The organism is Filobacillus milosensis, from assembly GCF_004402015.1.
Classification (GTDB): Bacteria; Bacillota; Bacilli; order Bacillales; family Alkalibacillaceae; genus Filobacillus; species Filobacillus milosensis.
Window position 1 is genome coordinate 83,247 of sequence record NZ_SOPW01000005.1, and the last position, 18,041, is coordinate 101,287.

General features: G+C 34.0%; 29 protein-coding genes and 1 pseudogene. 16 read left to right on the forward strand and 14 right to left on the reverse strand.

Translation table 11 applies throughout. The annotated features are described in order from the left end of the window. Positions 1 to 17: 17 nt before the first annotated feature. The 3 genes from E3U55_RS06370 to E3U55_RS06380 all read right to left on the reverse strand — a co-directional run bounded on the left by E3U55_RS06370 (position 18) and on the right by E3U55_RS06380 (position 1,817). Positions 18 to 335, reverse strand: a complete 318-nt coding sequence (locus E3U55_RS06370) for a hypothetical protein (RefSeq protein ID WP_134339594.1) — start codon at positions 333 to 335, stop codon at positions 18 to 20. A gap of 743 nt (positions 336 to 1,078) precedes the next feature. Then, positions 1,079 to 1,375, reverse strand: a complete 297-nt coding sequence (locus tag E3U55_RS06375; RefSeq protein ID WP_134339595.1) for a hypothetical protein — start codon at positions 1,373 to 1,375, stop codon at positions 1,079 to 1,081. 43 nt (positions 1,376 to 1,418) lie between these two features. Next, complete coding sequence (locus tag E3U55_RS06380; protein ID WP_134339596.1) at positions 1,419 to 1,817, reverse strand: HIT family protein; 399 nt, start codon at positions 1,815 to 1,817, stop codon at positions 1,419 to 1,421. A 120-nt stretch (positions 1,818 to 1,937) separates the two neighbouring features. Here E3U55_RS06380 and E3U55_RS06385 point away from each other — a divergent pair, with 120 nt between their 5' ends. Together E3U55_RS06385 and E3U55_RS06390 are read left to right on the forward strand one after the other, a co-directional pair. Then, positions 1,938 to 2,120: a hypothetical protein gene (locus E3U55_RS06385; RefSeq protein ID WP_134339597.1), complete on the forward strand. Its 183-nt coding sequence runs from the start codon at positions 1,938 to 1,940 to the stop codon at positions 2,118 to 2,120. Between the two features lie 10 nt (positions 2,121 to 2,130). Then, the gene (locus tag E3U55_RS06390; RefSeq protein WP_134339598.1) at positions 2,131 to 2,352 is read left to right on the forward strand and encodes a hypothetical protein; all 222 of its coding nucleotides are present in this window, start codon (positions 2,131 to 2,133) and stop codon (positions 2,350 to 2,352) included. 13 nt (positions 2,353 to 2,365) lie between these two features. On the opposite strand, the gene E3U55_RS06395 is transcribed toward E3U55_RS06390, so the two are convergent. Continuing rightward, on the reverse strand, positions 2,366 to 2,950 hold the full coding sequence (locus tag E3U55_RS06395) for a hypothetical protein (RefSeq protein ID WP_134339599.1): 585 nt from the start codon (positions 2,948 to 2,950) through the stop codon (positions 2,366 to 2,368). Positions 2,951 to 3,411: 461 nt separating this feature from the next. On the opposite strand from E3U55_RS06395, the gene E3U55_RS06400 reads away from it, so the two are divergent. Beyond that, positions 3,412 to 4,866 (forward strand): alpha/beta hydrolase, encoded by a 1,455-nt coding sequence (locus E3U55_RS06400; RefSeq protein ID WP_134339600.1) that lies wholly within the window; start codon positions 3,412 to 3,414, stop codon positions 4,864 to 4,866. Between the two features lie 33 nt (positions 4,867 to 4,899). Here the strand turns inward: E3U55_RS06400 and E3U55_RS06405 are convergent, their stop codons facing one another. From E3U55_RS06405 to E3U55_RS17285, 3 genes and pseudogenes are all read right to left on the reverse strand, one after another. Beyond that, positions 4,900 to 5,124 (reverse strand): hypothetical protein, encoded by a 225-nt coding sequence (locus E3U55_RS06405; protein WP_134339601.1) that lies wholly within the window; start codon positions 5,122 to 5,124, stop codon positions 4,900 to 4,902. 69 nt (positions 5,125 to 5,193) lie between these two features. Beyond that, positions 5,194 to 5,430 (reverse strand): annotated as a pseudogene (locus tag E3U55_RS06410) (DUF1722 domain-containing protein); the annotation flags it as partial. Between the two features lie 23 nt (positions 5,431 to 5,453). Beyond that, positions 5,454 to 5,624: a hypothetical protein gene (locus E3U55_RS17285; protein ID WP_153801908.1), complete on the reverse strand. Its 171-nt coding sequence runs from the start codon at positions 5,622 to 5,624 to the stop codon at positions 5,454 to 5,456. Between the two features lie 36 nt (positions 5,625 to 5,660). On the opposite strand from E3U55_RS17285, the gene E3U55_RS06415 reads away from it, so the two are divergent. Beyond that, a complete protein-coding gene (locus E3U55_RS06415) occupies positions 5,661 to 5,966 on the forward strand; it encodes a hypothetical protein (protein WP_134339603.1) in 306 nt (101 codons plus the stop codon). Here the strand turns inward: E3U55_RS06415 and E3U55_RS06420 are convergent. Next, positions 5,958 to 6,185 (reverse strand): hypothetical protein, encoded by a 228-nt coding sequence (locus tag E3U55_RS06420; protein WP_134339604.1) that lies wholly within the window; start codon positions 6,183 to 6,185, stop codon positions 5,958 to 5,960. The two genes, E3U55_RS06415 and E3U55_RS06420, sit on opposite strands and share 9 nt — an antisense overlap. A gap of 85 nt (positions 6,186 to 6,270) precedes the next feature. Between E3U55_RS06420 and E3U55_RS17290 the strand changes: the two genes are divergently transcribed. From E3U55_RS17290 to E3U55_RS06430, 3 genes are all read left to right on the forward strand, one after another. Further along, complete coding sequence (locus E3U55_RS17290) at positions 6,271 to 6,444, forward strand: hypothetical protein (protein WP_153801909.1); 174 nt, start codon at positions 6,271 to 6,273, stop codon at positions 6,442 to 6,444. A gap of 9 nt (positions 6,445 to 6,453) precedes the next feature. Then, entirely contained in the window at positions 6,454 to 6,903 is a 450-nt protein-coding gene (locus tag E3U55_RS06425; protein ID WP_134339605.1) for a GNAT family N-acetyltransferase, read from the forward strand. Between the two features lie 73 nt (positions 6,904 to 6,976). Further along, positions 6,977 to 7,624 carry a YdeI/OmpD-associated family protein gene (locus tag E3U55_RS06430; protein WP_134339606.1) on the forward strand — a complete coding sequence of 216 codons (648 nt, stop codon included), beginning with the start codon at positions 6,977 to 6,979 and terminating at the stop codon, positions 7,622 to 7,624. 127 nt (positions 7,625 to 7,751) lie between these two features. Here E3U55_RS06430 and E3U55_RS17295 read toward each other — a convergent pair whose 3' ends face one another. From E3U55_RS17295 to E3U55_RS06440, 3 genes are read right to left on the reverse strand one after another with little or no spacing between them, the layout of a single operon-like run. Then, entirely contained in the window at positions 7,752 to 7,919 is a 168-nt protein-coding gene (locus E3U55_RS17295; protein WP_153801910.1) for a hypothetical protein, read from the reverse strand. Continuing rightward, complete coding sequence (locus tag E3U55_RS06435; protein WP_134339607.1) at positions 7,912 to 8,115, reverse strand: hypothetical protein; 204 nt, start codon at positions 8,113 to 8,115, stop codon at positions 7,912 to 7,914. The genes E3U55_RS17295 and E3U55_RS06435 overlap by 8 nt, the downstream gene beginning before the upstream one ends. Beyond that, a complete protein-coding gene (locus E3U55_RS06440) occupies positions 8,112 to 8,636 on the reverse strand; it encodes a GNAT family N-acetyltransferase (protein ID WP_134339608.1) in 525 nt (174 codons plus the stop codon). Before E3U55_RS06440 ends, E3U55_RS06435 begins: the two co-directional genes overlap by 4 nt. 149 nt (positions 8,637 to 8,785) lie before the next feature. Between E3U55_RS06440 and E3U55_RS06445 the strand changes: the two genes are divergently transcribed. The 4 genes from E3U55_RS06445 (at position 8,786) to E3U55_RS06460 (ending at position 10,928) form a co-directional block, all read left to right on the forward strand. Beyond that, on the forward strand, positions 8,786 to 8,998 hold the full coding sequence (locus tag E3U55_RS06445; RefSeq protein WP_134339609.1) for a hypothetical protein: 213 nt from the start codon (positions 8,786 to 8,788) through the stop codon (positions 8,996 to 8,998). Between the two features lie 85 nt (positions 8,999 to 9,083). Further along, the gene (locus E3U55_RS06450) at positions 9,084 to 9,752 is read left to right on the forward strand and encodes an HAD family hydrolase (RefSeq protein WP_134339610.1); all 669 of its coding nucleotides are present in this window, start codon (positions 9,084 to 9,086) and stop codon (positions 9,750 to 9,752) included. Between the two features lie 15 nt (positions 9,753 to 9,767). Beyond that, the gene (locus E3U55_RS06455; protein ID WP_134339611.1) at positions 9,768 to 10,214 is read left to right on the forward strand and encodes a hypothetical protein; all 447 of its coding nucleotides are present in this window, start codon (positions 9,768 to 9,770) and stop codon (positions 10,212 to 10,214) included. A 243-nt stretch (positions 10,215 to 10,457) separates the two neighbouring features. Then, positions 10,458 to 10,928 carry a DUF402 domain-containing protein gene (locus tag E3U55_RS06460; protein WP_134339612.1) on the forward strand — a complete coding sequence of 157 codons (471 nt, stop codon included), beginning with the start codon at positions 10,458 to 10,460 and terminating at the stop codon, positions 10,926 to 10,928. An 11-nt stretch (positions 10,929 to 10,939) separates the two neighbouring features. Here the strand turns inward: E3U55_RS06460 and E3U55_RS06465 are convergent, their stop codons facing one another. Next, a complete protein-coding gene (locus tag E3U55_RS06465; protein WP_134339613.1) occupies positions 10,940 to 11,335 on the reverse strand; it encodes a hypothetical protein in 396 nt (131 codons plus the stop codon). A gap of 233 nt (positions 11,336 to 11,568) precedes the next feature. On the opposite strand from E3U55_RS06465, the gene E3U55_RS06470 reads away from it, so the two are divergent. From E3U55_RS06470 to E3U55_RS06480, 3 genes are all read left to right on the forward strand, one after another. Further along, positions 11,569 to 12,492: a hypothetical protein gene (locus tag E3U55_RS06470; RefSeq protein WP_134339614.1), complete on the forward strand. Its 924-nt coding sequence runs from the start codon at positions 11,569 to 11,571 to the stop codon at positions 12,490 to 12,492. A 128-nt stretch (positions 12,493 to 12,620) separates the two neighbouring features. Continuing rightward, entirely contained in the window at positions 12,621 to 13,166 is a 546-nt protein-coding gene (locus E3U55_RS06475) for a DUF5412 family protein (protein WP_134339615.1), read from the forward strand. Positions 13,167 to 13,255: 89 nt separating this feature from the next. Next, positions 13,256 to 13,915 carry an SIMPL domain-containing protein gene (locus E3U55_RS06480; protein WP_134339616.1) on the forward strand — a complete coding sequence of 220 codons (660 nt, stop codon included), beginning with the start codon at positions 13,256 to 13,258 and terminating at the stop codon, positions 13,913 to 13,915. A 34-nt stretch (positions 13,916 to 13,949) separates the two neighbouring features. Here E3U55_RS06480 and E3U55_RS06485 read toward each other — a convergent pair whose 3' ends face one another. Together E3U55_RS06485 and E3U55_RS06490 are read right to left on the reverse strand one after the other, a co-directional pair. Next, positions 13,950 to 14,690, reverse strand: coding sequence for a metallophosphoesterase family protein (locus E3U55_RS06485; protein ID WP_134339617.1), 741 nt, complete (start codon positions 14,688 to 14,690; stop codon positions 13,950 to 13,952). A gap of 213 nt (positions 14,691 to 14,903) precedes the next feature. Next, positions 14,904 to 15,503 carry a restriction endonuclease gene (locus tag E3U55_RS06490; protein WP_228547487.1) on the reverse strand — a complete coding sequence of 200 codons (600 nt, stop codon included), beginning with the start codon at positions 15,501 to 15,503 and terminating at the stop codon, positions 14,904 to 14,906. Between the two features lie 161 nt (positions 15,504 to 15,664). Between E3U55_RS06490 and E3U55_RS06495 the strand changes: the two genes are divergently transcribed. Both E3U55_RS06495 and E3U55_RS06500 read left to right on the forward strand, forming a co-directional pair. Then, entirely contained in the window at positions 15,665 to 17,488 is a 1,824-nt protein-coding gene (locus tag E3U55_RS06495; protein WP_134339619.1) for a sensor domain-containing diguanylate cyclase, read from the forward strand. 207 nt (positions 17,489 to 17,695) lie between these two features. Beyond that, complete coding sequence (locus tag E3U55_RS06500) at positions 17,696 to 17,956, forward strand: hypothetical protein (RefSeq protein ID WP_134339620.1); 261 nt, start codon at positions 17,696 to 17,698, stop codon at positions 17,954 to 17,956. Positions 17,957 to 18,041: the final 85 nt, after the last annotated feature.

Genomic DNA, 18,041 nt, shown 5'->3' on the forward strand with positions numbered 1-18,041 from the left:
CTTTAATTTCGTCATAATTATCTTTTTAATTTATTGATTTGACTTTGCATCGATTGCAGGACTTCAATCAAATAATTTTGATGATTAATATGTTCTTGGTTTTGTTGTGTTAATTCATCTATTTGTTGTTGCATATTTTGTAATTGTTCTTCAAGAACTTGCTGGTCTTGGGCATCTTGTTTAATAGATTCTTTTTCTTCATCGATGGCTTTTAAGGCAGATATCGTAGCTATTAAATCTGCCGCTGTTGTTAATGCAGCAGCTAATAAAGCCAACCTTAAACTATCAGAGGTTTCTAGATTTTCATCATCAAAGTCGATTTCATCAAAATCCATAGTAATGCTCCTTTGTGTAAATAAGGTATAAAATTGTGGCTTTTATGGAAGAGGGGATATGGTTAATATGGCAGGTAATATATTATACATACCATATTCAGTCATTATGATAATTGGGTTTATGGTAGTTGGGGTGATTCTTTTTATTAAGGAAAAACCTTAACTTATAAATTTTTAGTGTTGGCTCTTCCTGTTGTGTTGGTTTTTCAGCTTTATTTTTGGAATATAGGTGTTAATAATTATGTGAAGAGCTATTTATTCGCGAGCGAAGTATTTCATTGTGAACTAATGGATGAGGATTATTCTATCTCTCTCCCTAAGTGGACAATATTACAAGGGAAGGAGGATATTTGTTCACCTTTTTACACCACTTATTCGACTGAAAAGGAGATGATTTATTTCTATAATCAGCAATTAGAAAAAAAGGTGAGTCGTGGCCAGATAAAAAGTTACAAATACTTAGAAGATAAAGGGTATATTGTTGAGCTTACCTCAGAAAAAATGTGGATATATTTTATACTCAAACATCTTCAAAAAAACTAATGTTAACATTGGATTACCATGATAAGGTTATAAATTAAGCCCCAGAGATAATATACACATAATACCGATGGTTACAGAAAGAACGATAAAATAACGACTTTTCTTTTCCTTGCTTAGTTCAATAAATAAAGTTATCAAACTATAAACAATCCCGGTCAGAAATATGAAATTTAATATCACATGACCCATTAATAATCTCCTTATAATGCTTCTAGAGCGAGAGGTGCGAGTAGTAATATAATAGAAGCTCCAATTAATGATAGTGTTACAGATTTCGAAAGTTTGTTTCTTCCTTTACCCTTATACCAACCAGAGAATTGTAGTATGTTTCTGTATAACACAAAGAATATTATTAAAACAGCTAAAGAAGTAACCCATGCTGTTGTGGAAGAATTATCATAAACATTTTCTATCAACGCCCACAAGACTCCACCTATTACTATAAACAAAATTGCAATACGCAGTAATTCTAAAATAAAAGCAAAACCAGTCTTCATAAAAAAACTCCCAATATTATAGATTTGAATCATGATAAACCCACTATTTTCTTTTATTCTCAGGTTGCTTGATCCAATAGCGTAATCCCTTTCCAGCTAAAGGTTCATCGTTATATCGAGGGATGACATGAAAATGACTGTGACGTATAAATTGATTAGATGCGTCTCCTACATTCCATCCAAGGGTATAGCCGTCAGGATTAAATTTTTCTTCAAGATAGTTTTTAGCTTTTTGTAGCAATTCATATGAGTCGTTCCATTCATCTTGTGTCATGGAGAAAGTGTCTTTACGATGTTTTTTTGGCACAATCACACCACTGCCTTCTAGAACATCTTGATGTTTATCGTGTTGCAGAAAATAACAGGTATCATTTTCGAAAACAATTTTTTGATTTTCATCTTCTTCTAGGTTACAAAATGGACAGTTTTGATCATGTGTCATAAGAAAGCTCCTTTAATAAGTTAAGGTTATTTTACCATAAATATTAATATTGCAATAATTTACCAAAACATTTAAATTTAAATTTAAATAAATAGAATCCTAGAAAGAGGAGGTTATATTATGGGTGAATACATTGGAATGTTTGTGCTATATGCACTTGGGCAATTTATTTTGTTTTATTTATTAATGACGTTTATTGGTTTCATGCCCGCTATAATTATCCTTATTGTGTTAATTGCGTCTTACATATTTATTTGGTTCCATGTCATATTGGATGAATTAAGGGAACGAAATGTAGAATAGGGGGAGAATAATGGTACATTATTTAAGCAAAGTATTAAGTGCATTACTTTGGAGTTTTGTTATATTTGCAGTGAGTGGGCTTTTAATTGGTTTTTATAATATTTTATTAAATTTAATTATCGTAATCATAGTTTTATTATGTTACTTGATAGGGATGGCCTATTATATTTTAGATAATATTAAAGGAGATTCAACTCCAACCGAAAATAAAAACCAAGTGCAGTCACCATAACACTGCACTCGGTTTAGTTAGAGTAATATAAATCAATTGAAATTCCTATTCCAATCATCATAAGAGTCTTTTCTGCCTCATTCAATACTGGAATATAGTAACCATCAGCATTCATCAAATTCTCTTTAACAGATTCATAAACCATAGATCGTTTTCGAATCGTTCCTATTGGTTGATTATTTTTAACATCAGTTAATGAATAATCGATCCCACTTGTGCGCCACTCACATTTAATCAATTCTTCATCATTTGCCCCCATTACAGAAATGCTGGGGTCTTTTAATTTGGCGTGAGTTCTAACAGATGCCACCCAAGATTGATCAGCTCGAAATAAATGAAGGTCCTTTGAACGAATGCCCATCTGTTTACGCAAATAACCTAGAAGCTCATTTTGTTCATTGACTAATTCATAATTTAGACTTATACCGGAATGCCATCCAATTAAATTTAATAAAATATTACCAAGATTAATTGATGTACCTTTCATGTTTTGAATGGAACCAATTTCTTCTCGGTTTGTTAGAATGACATATTTTCGACCAGGATTTTTGAAGCTGCTATTTAATTGGAGAAACATTTCATTTGTTGAATCAAACATAACGGACTTCCTTTTCCTATTTTTCTTACGAATGTTTCAATTTTAACGTATATTTATAGACATTCGTAACGAAAAATGAAAAAATATAAAAAAATTGAAAGAAAATGAAGGAAATTATATAAAAAATGTCGTATACTAACCTTTGTGGAAAACTCGTCATGGGGTAACCATTGAAAGATGAACCAGGCGGGATAGTACATTTCAATCGCAGGAAGGACCCCACCCATTTCCCACCCCCTTCCTGCGTAACCAAAATTATAATAAAACGAAAACGTGGTCCTCTAACCACGTTTTTTTATACTTAAATATAGGAAAACCGAGCTACTACAAGAGCAACTCGGCAACCAATCTTCAGCGATAGTGATCAAGGTATTTTCACCATAACAAAGCAAGGGTTACACAAACGTTACACTTATGGTATTTTAGATAATGATTAAAATTAAAATATAAGGTGATTGCCCATGACTACACAAACTTACACACAAAATGGAATATCTTATACATATAATTTTATAGATTCACATAAAGAAACAGTTGTATTAGCTCACGGTGCCGGCATGAATCAAGCTACATGGAAACCTCTTTTATCATATTTAAGTGAGTATAATCTTTTAACTTTTGATTTTAGAGGTCATGGGGAAAGCGATGGGTTTGAATTTGACGTAAGCTGGCAAGTCTTCCATAAAGATTTTAGAGGTTTATTACACGAACTATCCATAAACGAGTACCATTATATTGGTCATGGACATGGCTTTTTCTTCATTTTAGATTATATAACATCTTATCAGCCTGCAAACATACAGAGCATCGTATCTTTAAGCACACCAGGGTCCTATCCCAAGAATGTTGCCAAAAAAGGTGTACGGTTGCGCAAATCTTTAGCAGAAGAACATGGGTATAGTTTTTTAGTAGATGAAATGATAAAGCAATTCATTCATCAACAATCTAGTCGTCATGTTGACCTTCTCAAGAAAAGCTTTCATCAGCTGAATCCTGAAAATTATTTTAAGCTGCTAGATTTAAATACTAGTAATTTTTCATATGATAATTTATTAAGTATAAATGAACCCGTTCTGCTATTGTCAGGAGAACTGGATCAAAACTATCCACCTCAACTAAATTTTATAAGCACCAATTATTTCACCACGAGCAAATATTACATCATTCCTGACGCATCGAATATGGTTCATCTAGACCAACCTCAAGAAACGGCAAGATTAATTAAAAAATTTATTCGTCAACTTTCAAACCACAGTGGATCAACAATCACTGTACCGAAACATTTTGATGAACTCCAACAATCTATTCAATCTGTTTTAAAAGATGGTATGAGTAAAATTGATAACAATTACAGCCTAAAATTGAATTTATTAAATGGATTTATGGCCATTTACAAAAATGAAAAACTAGAAGGTAAATGGAATCAACGTAAGGCTAAAAATATTATGGCTTATCTAGCGATTAATCAAACAGTTACTCGTGAGAATTTATGTGATTTGTTTTGGCCAGATTTGACGGTGACGAATGGGTTGAAAAATGTTCGGGTAGCAATTAATCATTTGAAGAAAATCTTTGAAGAAAATGACTTGTCTACTCATAATTTCCTCGAGATTGAAACCGATCGAATTTCGCTAGCAACAAATATAGACTGTGATGTAAAAGATTTAATCGATCAATTAAACTTTATTGAAAAAGAATCAAACCTAAATATGAAGCTCATAAAATATGAACGCGTAATTAAAGAATTAAATTTCCCTTTATTTGAAGGCTTATATGATGAATGGCTTTTATCTGTCCGTGAATCTATAGAGAACCGATTAAGAAACATTCTATTGTACATGATTGACCATGCTGACGAGGCAGGACATTCTGAATCCAAAGACGAATATAAGCTGTTATTAGAACAATTAAATTAAAAATAAAAATGCCACCGATTCTCACGGTGGCATTCACTCACAGTGAATGATTAACTCAAACTGACCATACTCTTCCTGAAGCCTCTTTTTCGCTGCTTCCGCATTCCTAAAACGAATCCAACCTCCATCACGCTTCAATTTACCAACGCCTTTATACGGTGTCTCGCACATCTTATTCGTATATATGCACTCACGATGAACCGTATAACGTTTAGTTGGCAAATCAATATTTACCCACACCGGTTGATGATCTAACATCGCAAAGCCCCTTTGCGTAAGATTGTGTAATGTTATTGTATGTTATGATATGGTAAAAATATTCAATCTTCATGAAGTTAAACTTAAAATCTTTTGTTGCTTAATATACTCTTTGTTATAAGCTTCAGCCCATTGCTTTAGCTGGCTAATGAGAAGTGAAATAGATACTGCTTTGTTTCGATATTGATCAATCATTGTTGAAAAATATTCTTTTTCTTGTAATGTAAGCTCATGTCGAAAATATCCGTAAATATGTTGAAAAGCATTAGACACCATTCCGCGTGAAGGTGGTTTGTAAAATAATTCCTTAAGAGTATATTTGAAGGCAGTTAAAACCTCCTCAAATGGAAGATTGTCTGGATTTGCTGTTTACCTGGATGATAAGCCATAAACAAATACTTATATTGAGATTGAAATTCTATAAGAGCGGATTTACTCTCTACAGGTTGAAAGTCTTTACACGCTAAATCACGATAAAAATGGTGACTAGTTTTATTCATTAGACCACTCCTAATAAGAATGAGTGAGGGTGACGTATGGATCAATCACAATTCCAATCCTATATCTTAAACCGCATTCCAGATGAAGAGAAATCTATCTATCAAACGATGAGACATTTAGATCATTCTGATAAACAAATTCTCTGGAAACTTATAAAAGATTCTAATAAAGAAAACGTTGCGATTTATAAGGGAAATCAGAGTACATTAAATGGACTATTAAACAAACGTTTGATTGATATTAATCGAGCTTATAAAACGAAGGGGCCTGAAATTAGCTTATTTGTGTTGAATCGTGCACCTTATTTAATGAGAGTGTTAAAACGAGAGTATTTAAGTTAAGTCTTTTAATTTCTCACAGTAGCGGTCTTCGTTAAATGCTTCTTCATTTTTTAACATGACCTTCATTTCCTGCACCATGACCTGTCCCATCTTTTGTTTAGCTTGCACGTCGGAATAACCTAGCTCAATCAGTCTTTCATAAGTCTCTTTTGTACATTCGTGACCATTTTCATTAAGTTGATTATCTATAATTTCAATAACTTTATATCCGTTTTTCATATATAACGACCTTTCAATTAGTGATATACATTAGAATACTACAGGATGATTTTAAAGAAAAATAATATAAATGGAGAGGATAAGAATGGGAATAGTAGGTCTAGTTTTAATGATTGTCATTTTGATTTATGTTGTTCGAATCAATTCCAAAATGGATAGGATTATGAAAAAAATGAAGATTAGTGAATTTGAAGGAGATACTGAAAGGGAAGTTAATAAGAAAATGAAATATGTGAAACAAGAGACTAGTAGGGGATGAGGTCGGTTTATGAACACTCGAAAAGCTGAACCAAATGATGCTTTTGTACTTAGTGATATAGCTTATAAGTCAAAAGCTTATTGGGGATATTCTGATGAATTTTTAGAAGCATGTAAAGAAGAATTAACAATAACTGAAGAAGATATTATCAAATCTCCTATGTATTATGTGATTGAAAAAGATAATCAAATTATTGGGTTTGACAGCTTTAAATGTGATCCTAATAAACTTGAAAACCTTTTTATTAACCCTGAATTTATAGGTCAAGGTATAGGCAAGCAAATTTGGCAAGATATTTTACATAGAGCGAAAGATTTTGGAATTATAGAGTTTACGATAGACAGTGATCCATATGCAGAGGGCTTTTATTTAAAAATGGGCGCTGTACGAATAGGATCAATACCTTCAACTGTGTTTCCAGACAGGGACTTACCACTGATGAAAGTAGAGGTAAAATAATAAAAACAGGGTTATTCTGGTATAAAGTCGAATATTGTAATTACAGATTTAATATTGATAGTGAGGTTAGGATATGTCGATTAAACAAAAATTAAAGCTAGATCAGTTTAGTAATTTTGTAGTGATTAACGAACCTGAAGATTATGATACGTTCGAGGGTTATTCAAACGAGTATTCCAAGGAGCATGATGGAATCTTTGTCTTTGTAGAATCCTTAGATGACATGAAAGAAAAGATTAAAGAGATTATTAATCAGAAGTATTTGATTGAGAATGGTTATATTTATTTGGCTTATCCAAAGAAAGGGAATAAGCGTTACGATTCTTACATACACCGTGATGATATTTTTCCTGCGCTAGACACAAAGGATGGCTTTGTATTGGGAAGTGATATCAAGTTCGCTAAAGTTATGAGTTTGGATGATACATTCACGATTATGGGACTGAAGCGGGTTGGTAAATCTACTAAAAAATCAAAGGCCTCAAGCCAAAAAGTTTCAGATTATGAGAACCTTGTGGGTGATGTTGAAGGTTTACTAAAAGACCATCCCGAGGAATTGAAGTTTTATCAGAGTTTAACACCAGGGTACCGGAAGGACTGGGCTCGTTTTATATTTTCAGCAAAACAACAGAAAACTCGCGATAAACGTGCTAATCAAATGGTAGAGGTCTTATCGCAGGGTTATAAAACAATGGATTTATTTAGAACTGGGAAGAAGTAATAGGTTTGGAGTGTACAATGTATTCTAATTGGTGAACTGATTAACATGTATCTTACCCCTACTAGATAACGTCTTTCTAGTAGGGTTTTTGTTTTTCTCTATTAAAATCATCAATTAAGATGTTTCTCTAATCTTCCTTATGCAATTTATTAATTTCGATGACGGTGCAGATTAATATGCCGGAGATTATTCCTAAAAATAACGTGATAGCTGCTGATGATGGATAAACCATCATTCCAACTATAAAACCAACAATAGCTCCTATTATAATACTGCCCGTTAAACGTTCAATCACCCGTGTTCCCTCCCTTATTCTGATAGCGCCAATCGTTAACTTCCATTATTAACACTATGATTAGCCCTGCAATAATACCTAACATAGTTATAGTTGCAGGGTTTGTATGATCTGCTCCAAGGGACGATACTACAAGATTTAATATTAACCCTGATAATCCCCCAAAAATGACAGCAGCTATTATTCTCGCACTCATAATTTCACTCCTACTGATAAATCTTTCCAACCGTAGGCCATGATGTCCAACTGATCTCCACCAATCTTAACTTTTTGGTCATCGATGAGAACTTCAGCACCTGTTTTTTCATAAAAATGTCTTGAACGATTGTCTTTAAGCACCCATACAACTGCAGAATTGTAGCCCAGGATTCTAAATTGGTAGAAAACAGCTTCTAATAGTTTTTGGCCAACTCCTTGGCCCTGATATTCATCTAAAAGATAGATTGAAGTAATATCGCCATCATAATCAGGGAAATTACCTGAATCTTCTTGTTTGCCTGAAGCAAAACCTATAATTTCTCCTTCTTCATTTTCCGCAACAACAATGTGAAATTCATTTTCTGAGATGTTTCTTTTCCAAAGGTTAGTGCGGTTGTCGTAGGAAAGTTGATTTAGGAAACGATCCGACACGATATTCTTATAAGTTGTTTGCCAGCTGTCAACATGGACTTTCCCAATCCCTGGGGCATCTTCCATAGTGGCTTTTCTAATATTCATCATCGCACCCCCCCGACGTAGTTCATTTTTATCATTATAACAGAATTAACAGAATTGTATGTTAAAATTTACTATTATAGAAAGTACATTTTATAAGAAGATATAGGTGAATATTTCAGGTCACCAACGTAAAGAAAGGGGAGTATGATATGAATTTTTTACAGAAATCAGAGAAAAAATTGGTTAAAGGTCTAGTCTATGGATTTATCATTGGAATTTATAGTAGTGTTTTATTTATTTATGAGGATAGTGGAACGCTTTCAAGTTATTTTATTGATGTATTGAAGAATTCAATTATAATATCCATCATTACATTTGCATTCACTTTGTTGTTATTATATCTTAACGAATTCTCCGATTAGTAAGTGATTGTTATCTCGTGCACTTTTCCCATATTATGCTAAAATGGATATTAAAATCTAAGCAGAAAAAATAAGAGGTGTTATTGTGAGAGTCATTACAGTTGATTTCGATGGCACGTTGTATCAGGGAAATTCGTTTAAAGTTATGTTTGATGTCGCAAAGAAACAATATAGTGCGAAACAATGGGTGTCTGTCGGTTTAGGAACAGGTAAAGCGATTGGAAAATTAGTAACAGGCGGTAAGACAGCAGGTAAACATACGTTTTTCCGCTCTTTCGTAAAATCCTTTAAGGGTAAGTCAAAAAAAGATCTAGAAGAGTTCTTTCATGCATTGGCTAATGGCGACTTAGAGCGAGTTAACCGTCCTTTAGTTGAAAAGATTAAACAACACCAGGCAGATGGCGATCAAGTTGTAATTGTATCTGGTGCATTAAATCCGTTCTTAACGGCATTTAAAGATGCGGTTGGTTTAGAAGATGTTGATATCATTGGTTCAGAGTTGTTCTATGATGAAAATGATATTGCAGTTGGTAAGATGGGTGATATCGTCAATGGTGAGAAAAAAGCTGAAGCTGTACAAGAATGGTTAAATAACCGCGGTCTGACAGTGGATGATGTAACGTTATGGGCATATGCGGATAGTGAAAGCGATAGTCACTTATTAGAAATGGTGGATCATCCAGTGGTGGTGAATCCAGATGAAGATATGGAAAAGTTAGCCCAACAAAAAGGGTGGCCAGTTTTCGGTAGTTAGTAGGGGAGTAGTTGTATGAAAAAATATCAAGCCAAAATCAATCCAATTTATATCTTAACGTATTTAATTTTACTAACTAGCTTACTTTTCATAACAACTTCAACAATAGTTGTAGTCTTAACACTTATTTTAATGCTTTCTTTTGTATTAGTTGGATTCTTAAGATTCAATTTTCAAATTTCCAATAAGAAACTGACTTACTATGTCTCATTTTGGAAGTTTAAGTTGATGTATAAAGAGGTTCAACCAAGTGATATTAAGATGATTAATTTTAAGCGAATTGGCCGGTCTAAAAAAGGCGCCATTATTCAAATGCAAAAAGGGAGTAACTTTAGAATTGTTGACTTTAAACCTGATACCGTAACAGATGATCTTGAAAAATTTTCTGGTAAGCATAATATTCCCCTACATATGACGAAAGATTATATGAAGCTACAAGGACTAAGTGTTAATCCAGATTAACAAATGCGTAAAAAAGGATTATAAATGCAATTAGTTGATATTGATGGTGTTGAGTTGTATTCGTAGATTATGGTGAGGATGCTTATTTTAAGCCAGGTTTTCAATTGTTTACCTTCCAATAGTATTAATCAGCCATTTCAAAATTATGGAGTGGTTTTTAATACTATACCATAATTTTACAGAATGGAAGGGTATAGAAATATAATCATTAAATAAGGCAATAAAGAGACAAGGGGGGATTGGGTGGATTCGATTAAAATTTGTGCAAAGAAATCTGATGGGAAAGTATACAGGGAGTCATTTGCTACTGTAATCGAAGAGAGACCTAATAGAATAGTTGCTTATCAAGAGGCTGGTGCAGAAATTTCCCAAAATGGTGAAATATGGTATACGCCTAATAATGTGTTCTTATATTTTTGGTTTGATCGTCCCTTTAATTTATTTGAAGCTTATCATACCAATGGGGAAAAGAATGATTTGTACTTAAATATAGCTTCTCCTGCTAAATTTAAACATAGCGTTATCACTTATACAGACTATGAACTAGATTTAGAACTAAAAGTTGATGGGGAAATAGAGTTGAAAGACGAAGACGAATTTATAATAGCAAGACAAGAATACAGTTATAGTGACGATTTTGTTCAAGAATGCTATAAGTGGGTCGAGCAAGGTAAAGAATTATTAAATAACTGGACATGGCGAGGCTGGAAGTGAAGTCGAAGGGGCTAACCTTCGACTAATGCTTTATATTTAAGAGTTTTACCCTCAAGTTCAACTAATATAGTAAAAGGGGCATCCCCATTGTTGTAGTTATTATCCTTAGTGGTATACACATCTGTTCCTTCAGGAAGCTTGGTGGCATATAGGTTCCAGAACCACCAAGAAGTAGAGGACTGACCTTTAATTTCTCCGATTTTTTCTCCCTTAACTAACTCACGTTTATCTGATTCCGTTGCATTGAGGTATATTAAACCGTCAAGTTTAATAATATCTGCGTTAGGGCTGTTGTTTAAAATGTCACGAGCAGTTGGGTTATCTATGCCTGGCTGAAACATAGTAGCCCATATGGTAATAGATAAGAACAAAATTATAATAGCACCATAAATAATCATTTTTTTCATGGAATCACCCTAAATGTATTATTTTACTAATTTTAACATAAAAGATTACTGTCTTTGAGGTTTCTCTTTGTTCTTTGACTCATTCATTGAATCTAAATTTTTACTAGTCTATCTTTCTTATAGACCTTAGTTGGGTTTTGGTTATTTTTTCTAAATATCATAGACTTTTGCAAATTATTACAATAAAATTAATTTATTGTTTTAAACATCATGGAATTCAATGGGGGGATTCAATGAAGTATTTAATCGTTCTGCTCGTGTCATTAGGGTTATTAATGGGGTGCCAAGATGATGCTGTGGAAGAACCTGCTGCTCCGGAGCCGGTTGAAGAAGAAACAGAAGAAGATGTGACTGAAGAGAAGAATCAAGAAACCACTGAAAAACCTGAAGAAGAGGTAAAATTTGAAGAGGAACCTGAAGAAGAGCAAAAACCTTCCGAAAGTGATTCGAATGAACAAGATATAGATGAAGGTACGGATAATGTAGGATCAGGTGAAGGCGATCAGGTGTCCAAAGAAGCAGAAACATTCTTAAGTGTGGATGAAGCTCGTGAAATTGTAGAAAATAACTTAGCGACATCGATTGGTATAATGCAACAACTACAATCACAAAAACAAAATTGGTTTGGTATGGTAGAAGGAACGCAAGAATATAATGAGGCTGTTGAAGTCACTAAAACGCACCTAAGTGATACAATATCTAGTCATGTTATTAACGAATGGGCTGAACATTACTTAAAGGAATTTTTCATTTATAACCATTTTATACTAGTTTTACAGCCTTATAGTTTAAATACCAGGTTTAATTTAGAGATGAGCAATAATTATCAATTTACGCTTTCTTTTGTTCAATTAGGTGATGAGGCGTTTAATGAAACCATGCAATTCAATATTCATTACTATAATGAAGCGGGTAACTGGAAGTTTGCAGGGTACGACGCTGAAGAAATTAGTGAACCTCTAAACTTAACTTTTGAAGATTTAGAAGAAGCGTTTATAGATGGGGAGAAAAATGAACGATATGCAGGTACGTTGGTTGAAAAAATGGAGCATGAAGGTGAATCGTACCTGATTATTGACTATAAATACACAAGAAAAGCAATTAATGTGAATACGGGGTATGATGAATCATATATTTTACAAAAGCGTTCTGGTTAAGATCAGAACGTTTTTTTATTTGGTCGCTTCCATTTCATTTGTGTTACAAATCATTACAATTTGAATACCGCCCCCAGGTTTATGAATTGATTATGTTAAAATCTAGAAAAAGGATTGGGAGGGGCCATATGCGGAGCTACTTCAATATATGGGGATTTACGTTAATAACTGTCACTTTGGTTCTAGCAGGGTTAAGTCTTTATATGCGTTTGTACTCGGAGTGGAAAGTGATCCCTTCTGAATCAGTATTGATAGTAATGGCGGTTGTGGCATTTATTTTAGGTTTATTAGGTGATGCACAAAATAAATGGGCTGTGATGCGAAGCGTTGTAACCCTTATAATTTCTCCTGTTTTAGCATTACTCTTAGTGGCTGTAAGTGGGTTGTCAGGAAATGTTTTAACTCATATCGACACAACAGATTCTCCAGATGGTAAATATACGGTGGATTTATATCTAGGTAATGGTGGAGCAGCAACTTCCTATTGGATTGTAGGTAAAATAGACGGGCCACTGTGGACGGAAAAACAAATTTATTATGAATATAGACAAGACCAGGCAGATTTTGAATGGGTTAACGATGAAGTTATAGAGATTAACGGTCATCAGGTCGACCTTGGCTCTGGTGAAACGTTTACGATTAGTAATGAACGTCATGTATATAGAAACCCATAAAAATTATTATTATTAAAAAATAATCACACACCCAACCATTTTGACATGAAATAGTATGAGCGATAATTTCATGAAAGGTGGTTGGGTTTTTGTATTATGGGTCAAATTCAATTTCAGATGATGAACGTCAAGAAGAAGAACGAGTAATGACTGTAACTGGAGAAGGAATTGTCACAGCTGAGCCTAATGTTGCTGAAGTCACTCTAGGTGTGGTGACAGAAAATCAGGATTTAGCTACTGCACAGCAACAAAATGCTGAGGCGATAAATCAAGTTATTCAAGCACTAGTTAATCAAGGGATACCACGGCAGGATATTCAGACAGTCGATTATTCAATTACTCCTCAATACGATTATGTTGATGGTGTTCAGCAGTTTAGAGGTTATCAAGTAACACATTTACTTAGAATTAGTGTAGATGAAATTGCAACGGTCGGTCGTGTGATAGATTCTGCAGTTGAAGCGGGTGCGAACCGTGTGATGAGTATCGAATTTTCGGTTAGTCATCCAGAAGTTTTTTACCAGATCGGGTTAACACGTGCCATGGAAGATGCGTTAGCCAAAGCTGAAACATTAGCGGAAACAGTTAATGCGGAGCTAGATCCCCTTCCTATAAAAATTGAAGAACTAACTGGTGATAGTCCTGTTATGTATCAGACCTTTGCAGCTTCATCCGGGGGGACATCCATCGAACCGGGGCAACTTGATATAACGGTTCGAGTTAGAACAAAATATAGATATGTAGAATAGAAATGACCCATCAACCTTATGTTGATGGGTCTAGTTATGGCATTTGTCCACCATGAAAGGCTTGGATGATAAAGTCCCGCTGTGGGACATCGAGTTTTTCGTAAGATTTAAGGAAATATGAATTATCATAAGGCGTTTCCATTAATTTAACATTTAAAGAATCATTACTTACATCAACGATTGCGTATCGTGCAGCTGGTTGATTGTGACAACCTAAAGCACCAGGATTTAGATAAATTGTATGAGGGTTTGTGAACAAGTGGGTGGGATGGTGATGACCAAATCCAATCAGTTCTGCCTCATATCCATCAAACAACTCTTCCATGTTCTTTAAGCTTGGCTCAACAATTCTATGAAATGGGTTTTCACTAATAGGTGTTTCAAGTTCTTCATCATTAATGTGATAATGAATGAAATTGAAATGGTGACCAACTAAATTTTCGTTTAAATAACGAGGAAGTTGTTCCAGCTTCGATACGAATGATGGGTCCATGCGTTCAGCAATCCATTCGTGGTGCTGCTTGACGTGTGGATGATTATTGGGGTGTTCTTCGCCATTAATTATTGCTAGAACTGATTCATCATGGTTTCCCGTTATCATCGTTAAATTTTTTCGAGAAAATAATATATGTAAGACCTCGTTTGTCTGTGGGCCGATTCCAATCATATCTCCCAGGCAGTAAATGTGATTAATATTTTTCTCGTCAATTTCACTGAGAGCAGCTTCCAGAGCTGATGCATTCCCATGTACATCAGCAATGATGGCGATTCTCATATCATCACCTTCTTATTAATATCGTTCTATAAGCTATTTCTATAAAAGTATGACTTTTCCTTTTTAGAAATGTATTATAAGCGAATAAGCAAATAAAATTTTAGAATGGCCAAATAAATTTTTAAAATAGGCAAATATTCTTTGAAAATAATCAAATATATCGATGTGATAAGCAAATAAAAACCGCATTGACCTCCCAATGCGGCGTTAAACTTATGCGAACTCACCATTTGGTTCATAAACCTTAGCATCCATGCTTTCCAGCCAATAGCTAACCAGTTCGATTCCATCAATCAATTGAATATCTAGTTCTTTTGCGTAATTTCTAGCTGCTTGAGTAAAGCCACTCGTTGTTATAACATAACCACCTTTGGCTCCTGCTTTCACGACATTTGAATGAAGGACGGCAATAGGCTTTGGACCTACATTCTCTTTAAAGACATTTACTTGCCCTAAGTAAAGTTCATTATTTAAGTGATGTTCAAAATCTATACCGTGATCATCACTTTGTGGCGTCGTATATATATTTCCGCCAAGTTTTTGTTTGATTATTTTTGCAACAAAATCTTCAAATTCAAGTGGGGTTTGTTTTAAGAAAATATCTGAACCTTTTTCAAATTCAATTTCATCTTCATCATTTATTTTACGTGGATAATTGAATCTATAAGAGAGACCCATTGCCATGGTTTTCATAAGCTCTTCACCTTTTTCAATTTTTCTAGCGACCACAGCGTCTTTTTCCTGCTGTTCTTTACGTAAAAACCACATGAGTACACCGATTAATATTAGCTGCAAAATGATTAGCGTTGTCATCATATCACCTCACTAAATAATGTGGACAAAACTAAGTCAAACTAAAACAAATCTCTTATTTTTATTTGAAATTGAATTGTATAATAGAATTTTATCAAGTAAAATTAATATATTGTAGTATAATTTTCCTATGATTGAATTAGGTGTAAGGGTGTGCTGACTTGCGTATCAAAAAATGGCTTGTACTTATACTTGTTTTAGTTGTTTTTTCGCTTGTTTGGTATTGGTTAAACCAAAAAAATTCAGTCCCAAATAGTGAAGGTTTATTTGCTTTGCAAGAGGCAAATTTAAACGAAGAGGTTTATGTATTAAATGGGGAGTGGGAGTTTTACCCAAATCAGTTGCTGTCACCTCAAGGATTAAGAAGTAAAAGTATGGAACAACAACTAGTAGAGGTACCTCACGCTTTCTCCGATTATAAATATGCAACCTATCATTCGACATTAAGCCTATCCCAAGAACAGTTACTTAATTTGTATTCGATATATATACCTAATTTGGGTTCAGCTTATAAGCTTTGGGTTAATGGTGATCTATACCTGGAAGAAGGTCAAATGGGCACCAATCGTCAATATACCATACCTTCCAATCAATCAAAAATAGTTGACTTATATGCAGAAGAAAAAGAAGTTAGTGTGACGATTCAGATGGTTAATTTTCACCATCGTGTAATGGGTTTACTCGATGAAGTGATGATTGGTCCAAATGAAAAAGTCTCTCGAATACAAAAGCTTAGAGTTGGTTTTTCCTTCTTAATTATTGGTAGTCTATCTGTACTGATGATGTACTATTTATTGAGTTATTTTATACAGGGACGAAATCGATACCACTTATTCTTTTGTTTACTCGCATTGATTGTTATGACACGTTTATCTTTAGAGGGAGAGAAGTTCTTTTTTGAGGTGTTTCCGGATTTCCCTTGGGTTTGGGCTATAAAAATGGAATATTGGTCATTTTTATGGCTTGCACCTTTATTTTCAATCCTTATTTCTTATATGTTTCCGAAACAGTCTTATCAAAAGTTTATTAGGTTTTACATCATACTAACCTTAGGATGTTCGTTATTCATCCTATTAACGCCAACATATATATTTACAAATTATCTCATGGTGTTTCAATCGACTCTAGTATTTGGTTTTGTCTATATTTTGTTAGTTATTATAAAAGCTTGGAAGAATCACGAGAAATATGCCTTCCTAAATCTACTAGGGTTCATCATTGTGTTATTAACAGCAATTAATGATGCATTGTTTTATAACGGTTGGATAAACGCCGAACCAATATTGTCTGTTGGATTTTTAACCTATTTATTCGTCCAAGCAATGATCTTAGCCATACAACACGCGCAAACGGAGGAAAATCTTAAACATTCAACGAATCAGCTAATGATTTTAAATGAACAGCTGGAAGAAAAGGTCAAAGAACGCACCGACGAATTAGTTATGTCACAGCGAGAGTTAATAGAGAAGAATAAATTCTTGCAGAAAATCTCTTACCTTGATGAATTAACGCAAATTCCTAATAGACGTTCATTTATGAATGTTCTCGATAAAGATATAGAAGAAGCAAGAGTTAATGATGAGTCTGTTGCGATTATGTTAATGGATTTAGACCGATTTAAAAATATTAATGATCGATACGGCCACCAAATGGGCGACGCTTGCTTAAAAGTGTTTGCTGAACGACTTAATCAACATTTTACTAATCATAATGGGTTTATTGCTCGTTATGGTGGTGAAGAATTTGTAGCTATTCTAAGAGATAAGGATCAAGAAGATGTTAGGGTGTTAGCTGAAGAATTAAGAGAAAGCATTCCAAAATTAAAGTTCCCTGGTGTTGAAGAAAGTTTAAGTGTTAGCATAGGTGTTTGCTATGATGCTGAGGCAAGTATACCAGGAGATGTCTTATTAAAACATGCTGATGAAGCCTTGTACAAAGCAAAAGATCAAGGTCGTAATCGAGTTAGATTTAAGCACTCAGCTTAGGCTTGTGTGCTTTTTATTTTTGATAGAAAGCCTGTTACTTCTCGTAGAGGCTCGTCCTTTTCTCATAGAAGGACAGATTTTTCTTATAGAACCACGATATCTTCTCATAGAAAGAATTCTTTCTCTATGAATATAGTTAATAGAGAAGGAATATACCTTACTATAGAGAATTTAATAGATAATCAAAAAGTGCGTTGGAGGGATGTTGTGGCTAATTCACGTTTGTTGGTGTCGGTGTTAATTCATGCGGGGCTGGGGATTGTATTTTTTTACTTTACAGGCCTGATCTTTAAAATTATTAGTTTTTTAAATCAGGATCTTGTGATTGATGGTACAATTACGATCGCTGCGATGGTTCTTTTCTTTTATACTTACAGCAAACTACTGCCTGAGAAATATGAGTCACATATTGCGTTGTGGTCCGGATTCTTTCCTGTGTTACTGTTGATGATGTATGTTGCCTATTAATAAAAATGTAAGGCACGTGAAAGTTCACGTGCCTTTTTGTTCTCTCTTAAGTCGCAACCACATTTGTTGGTTTGTCGTCTTCTAT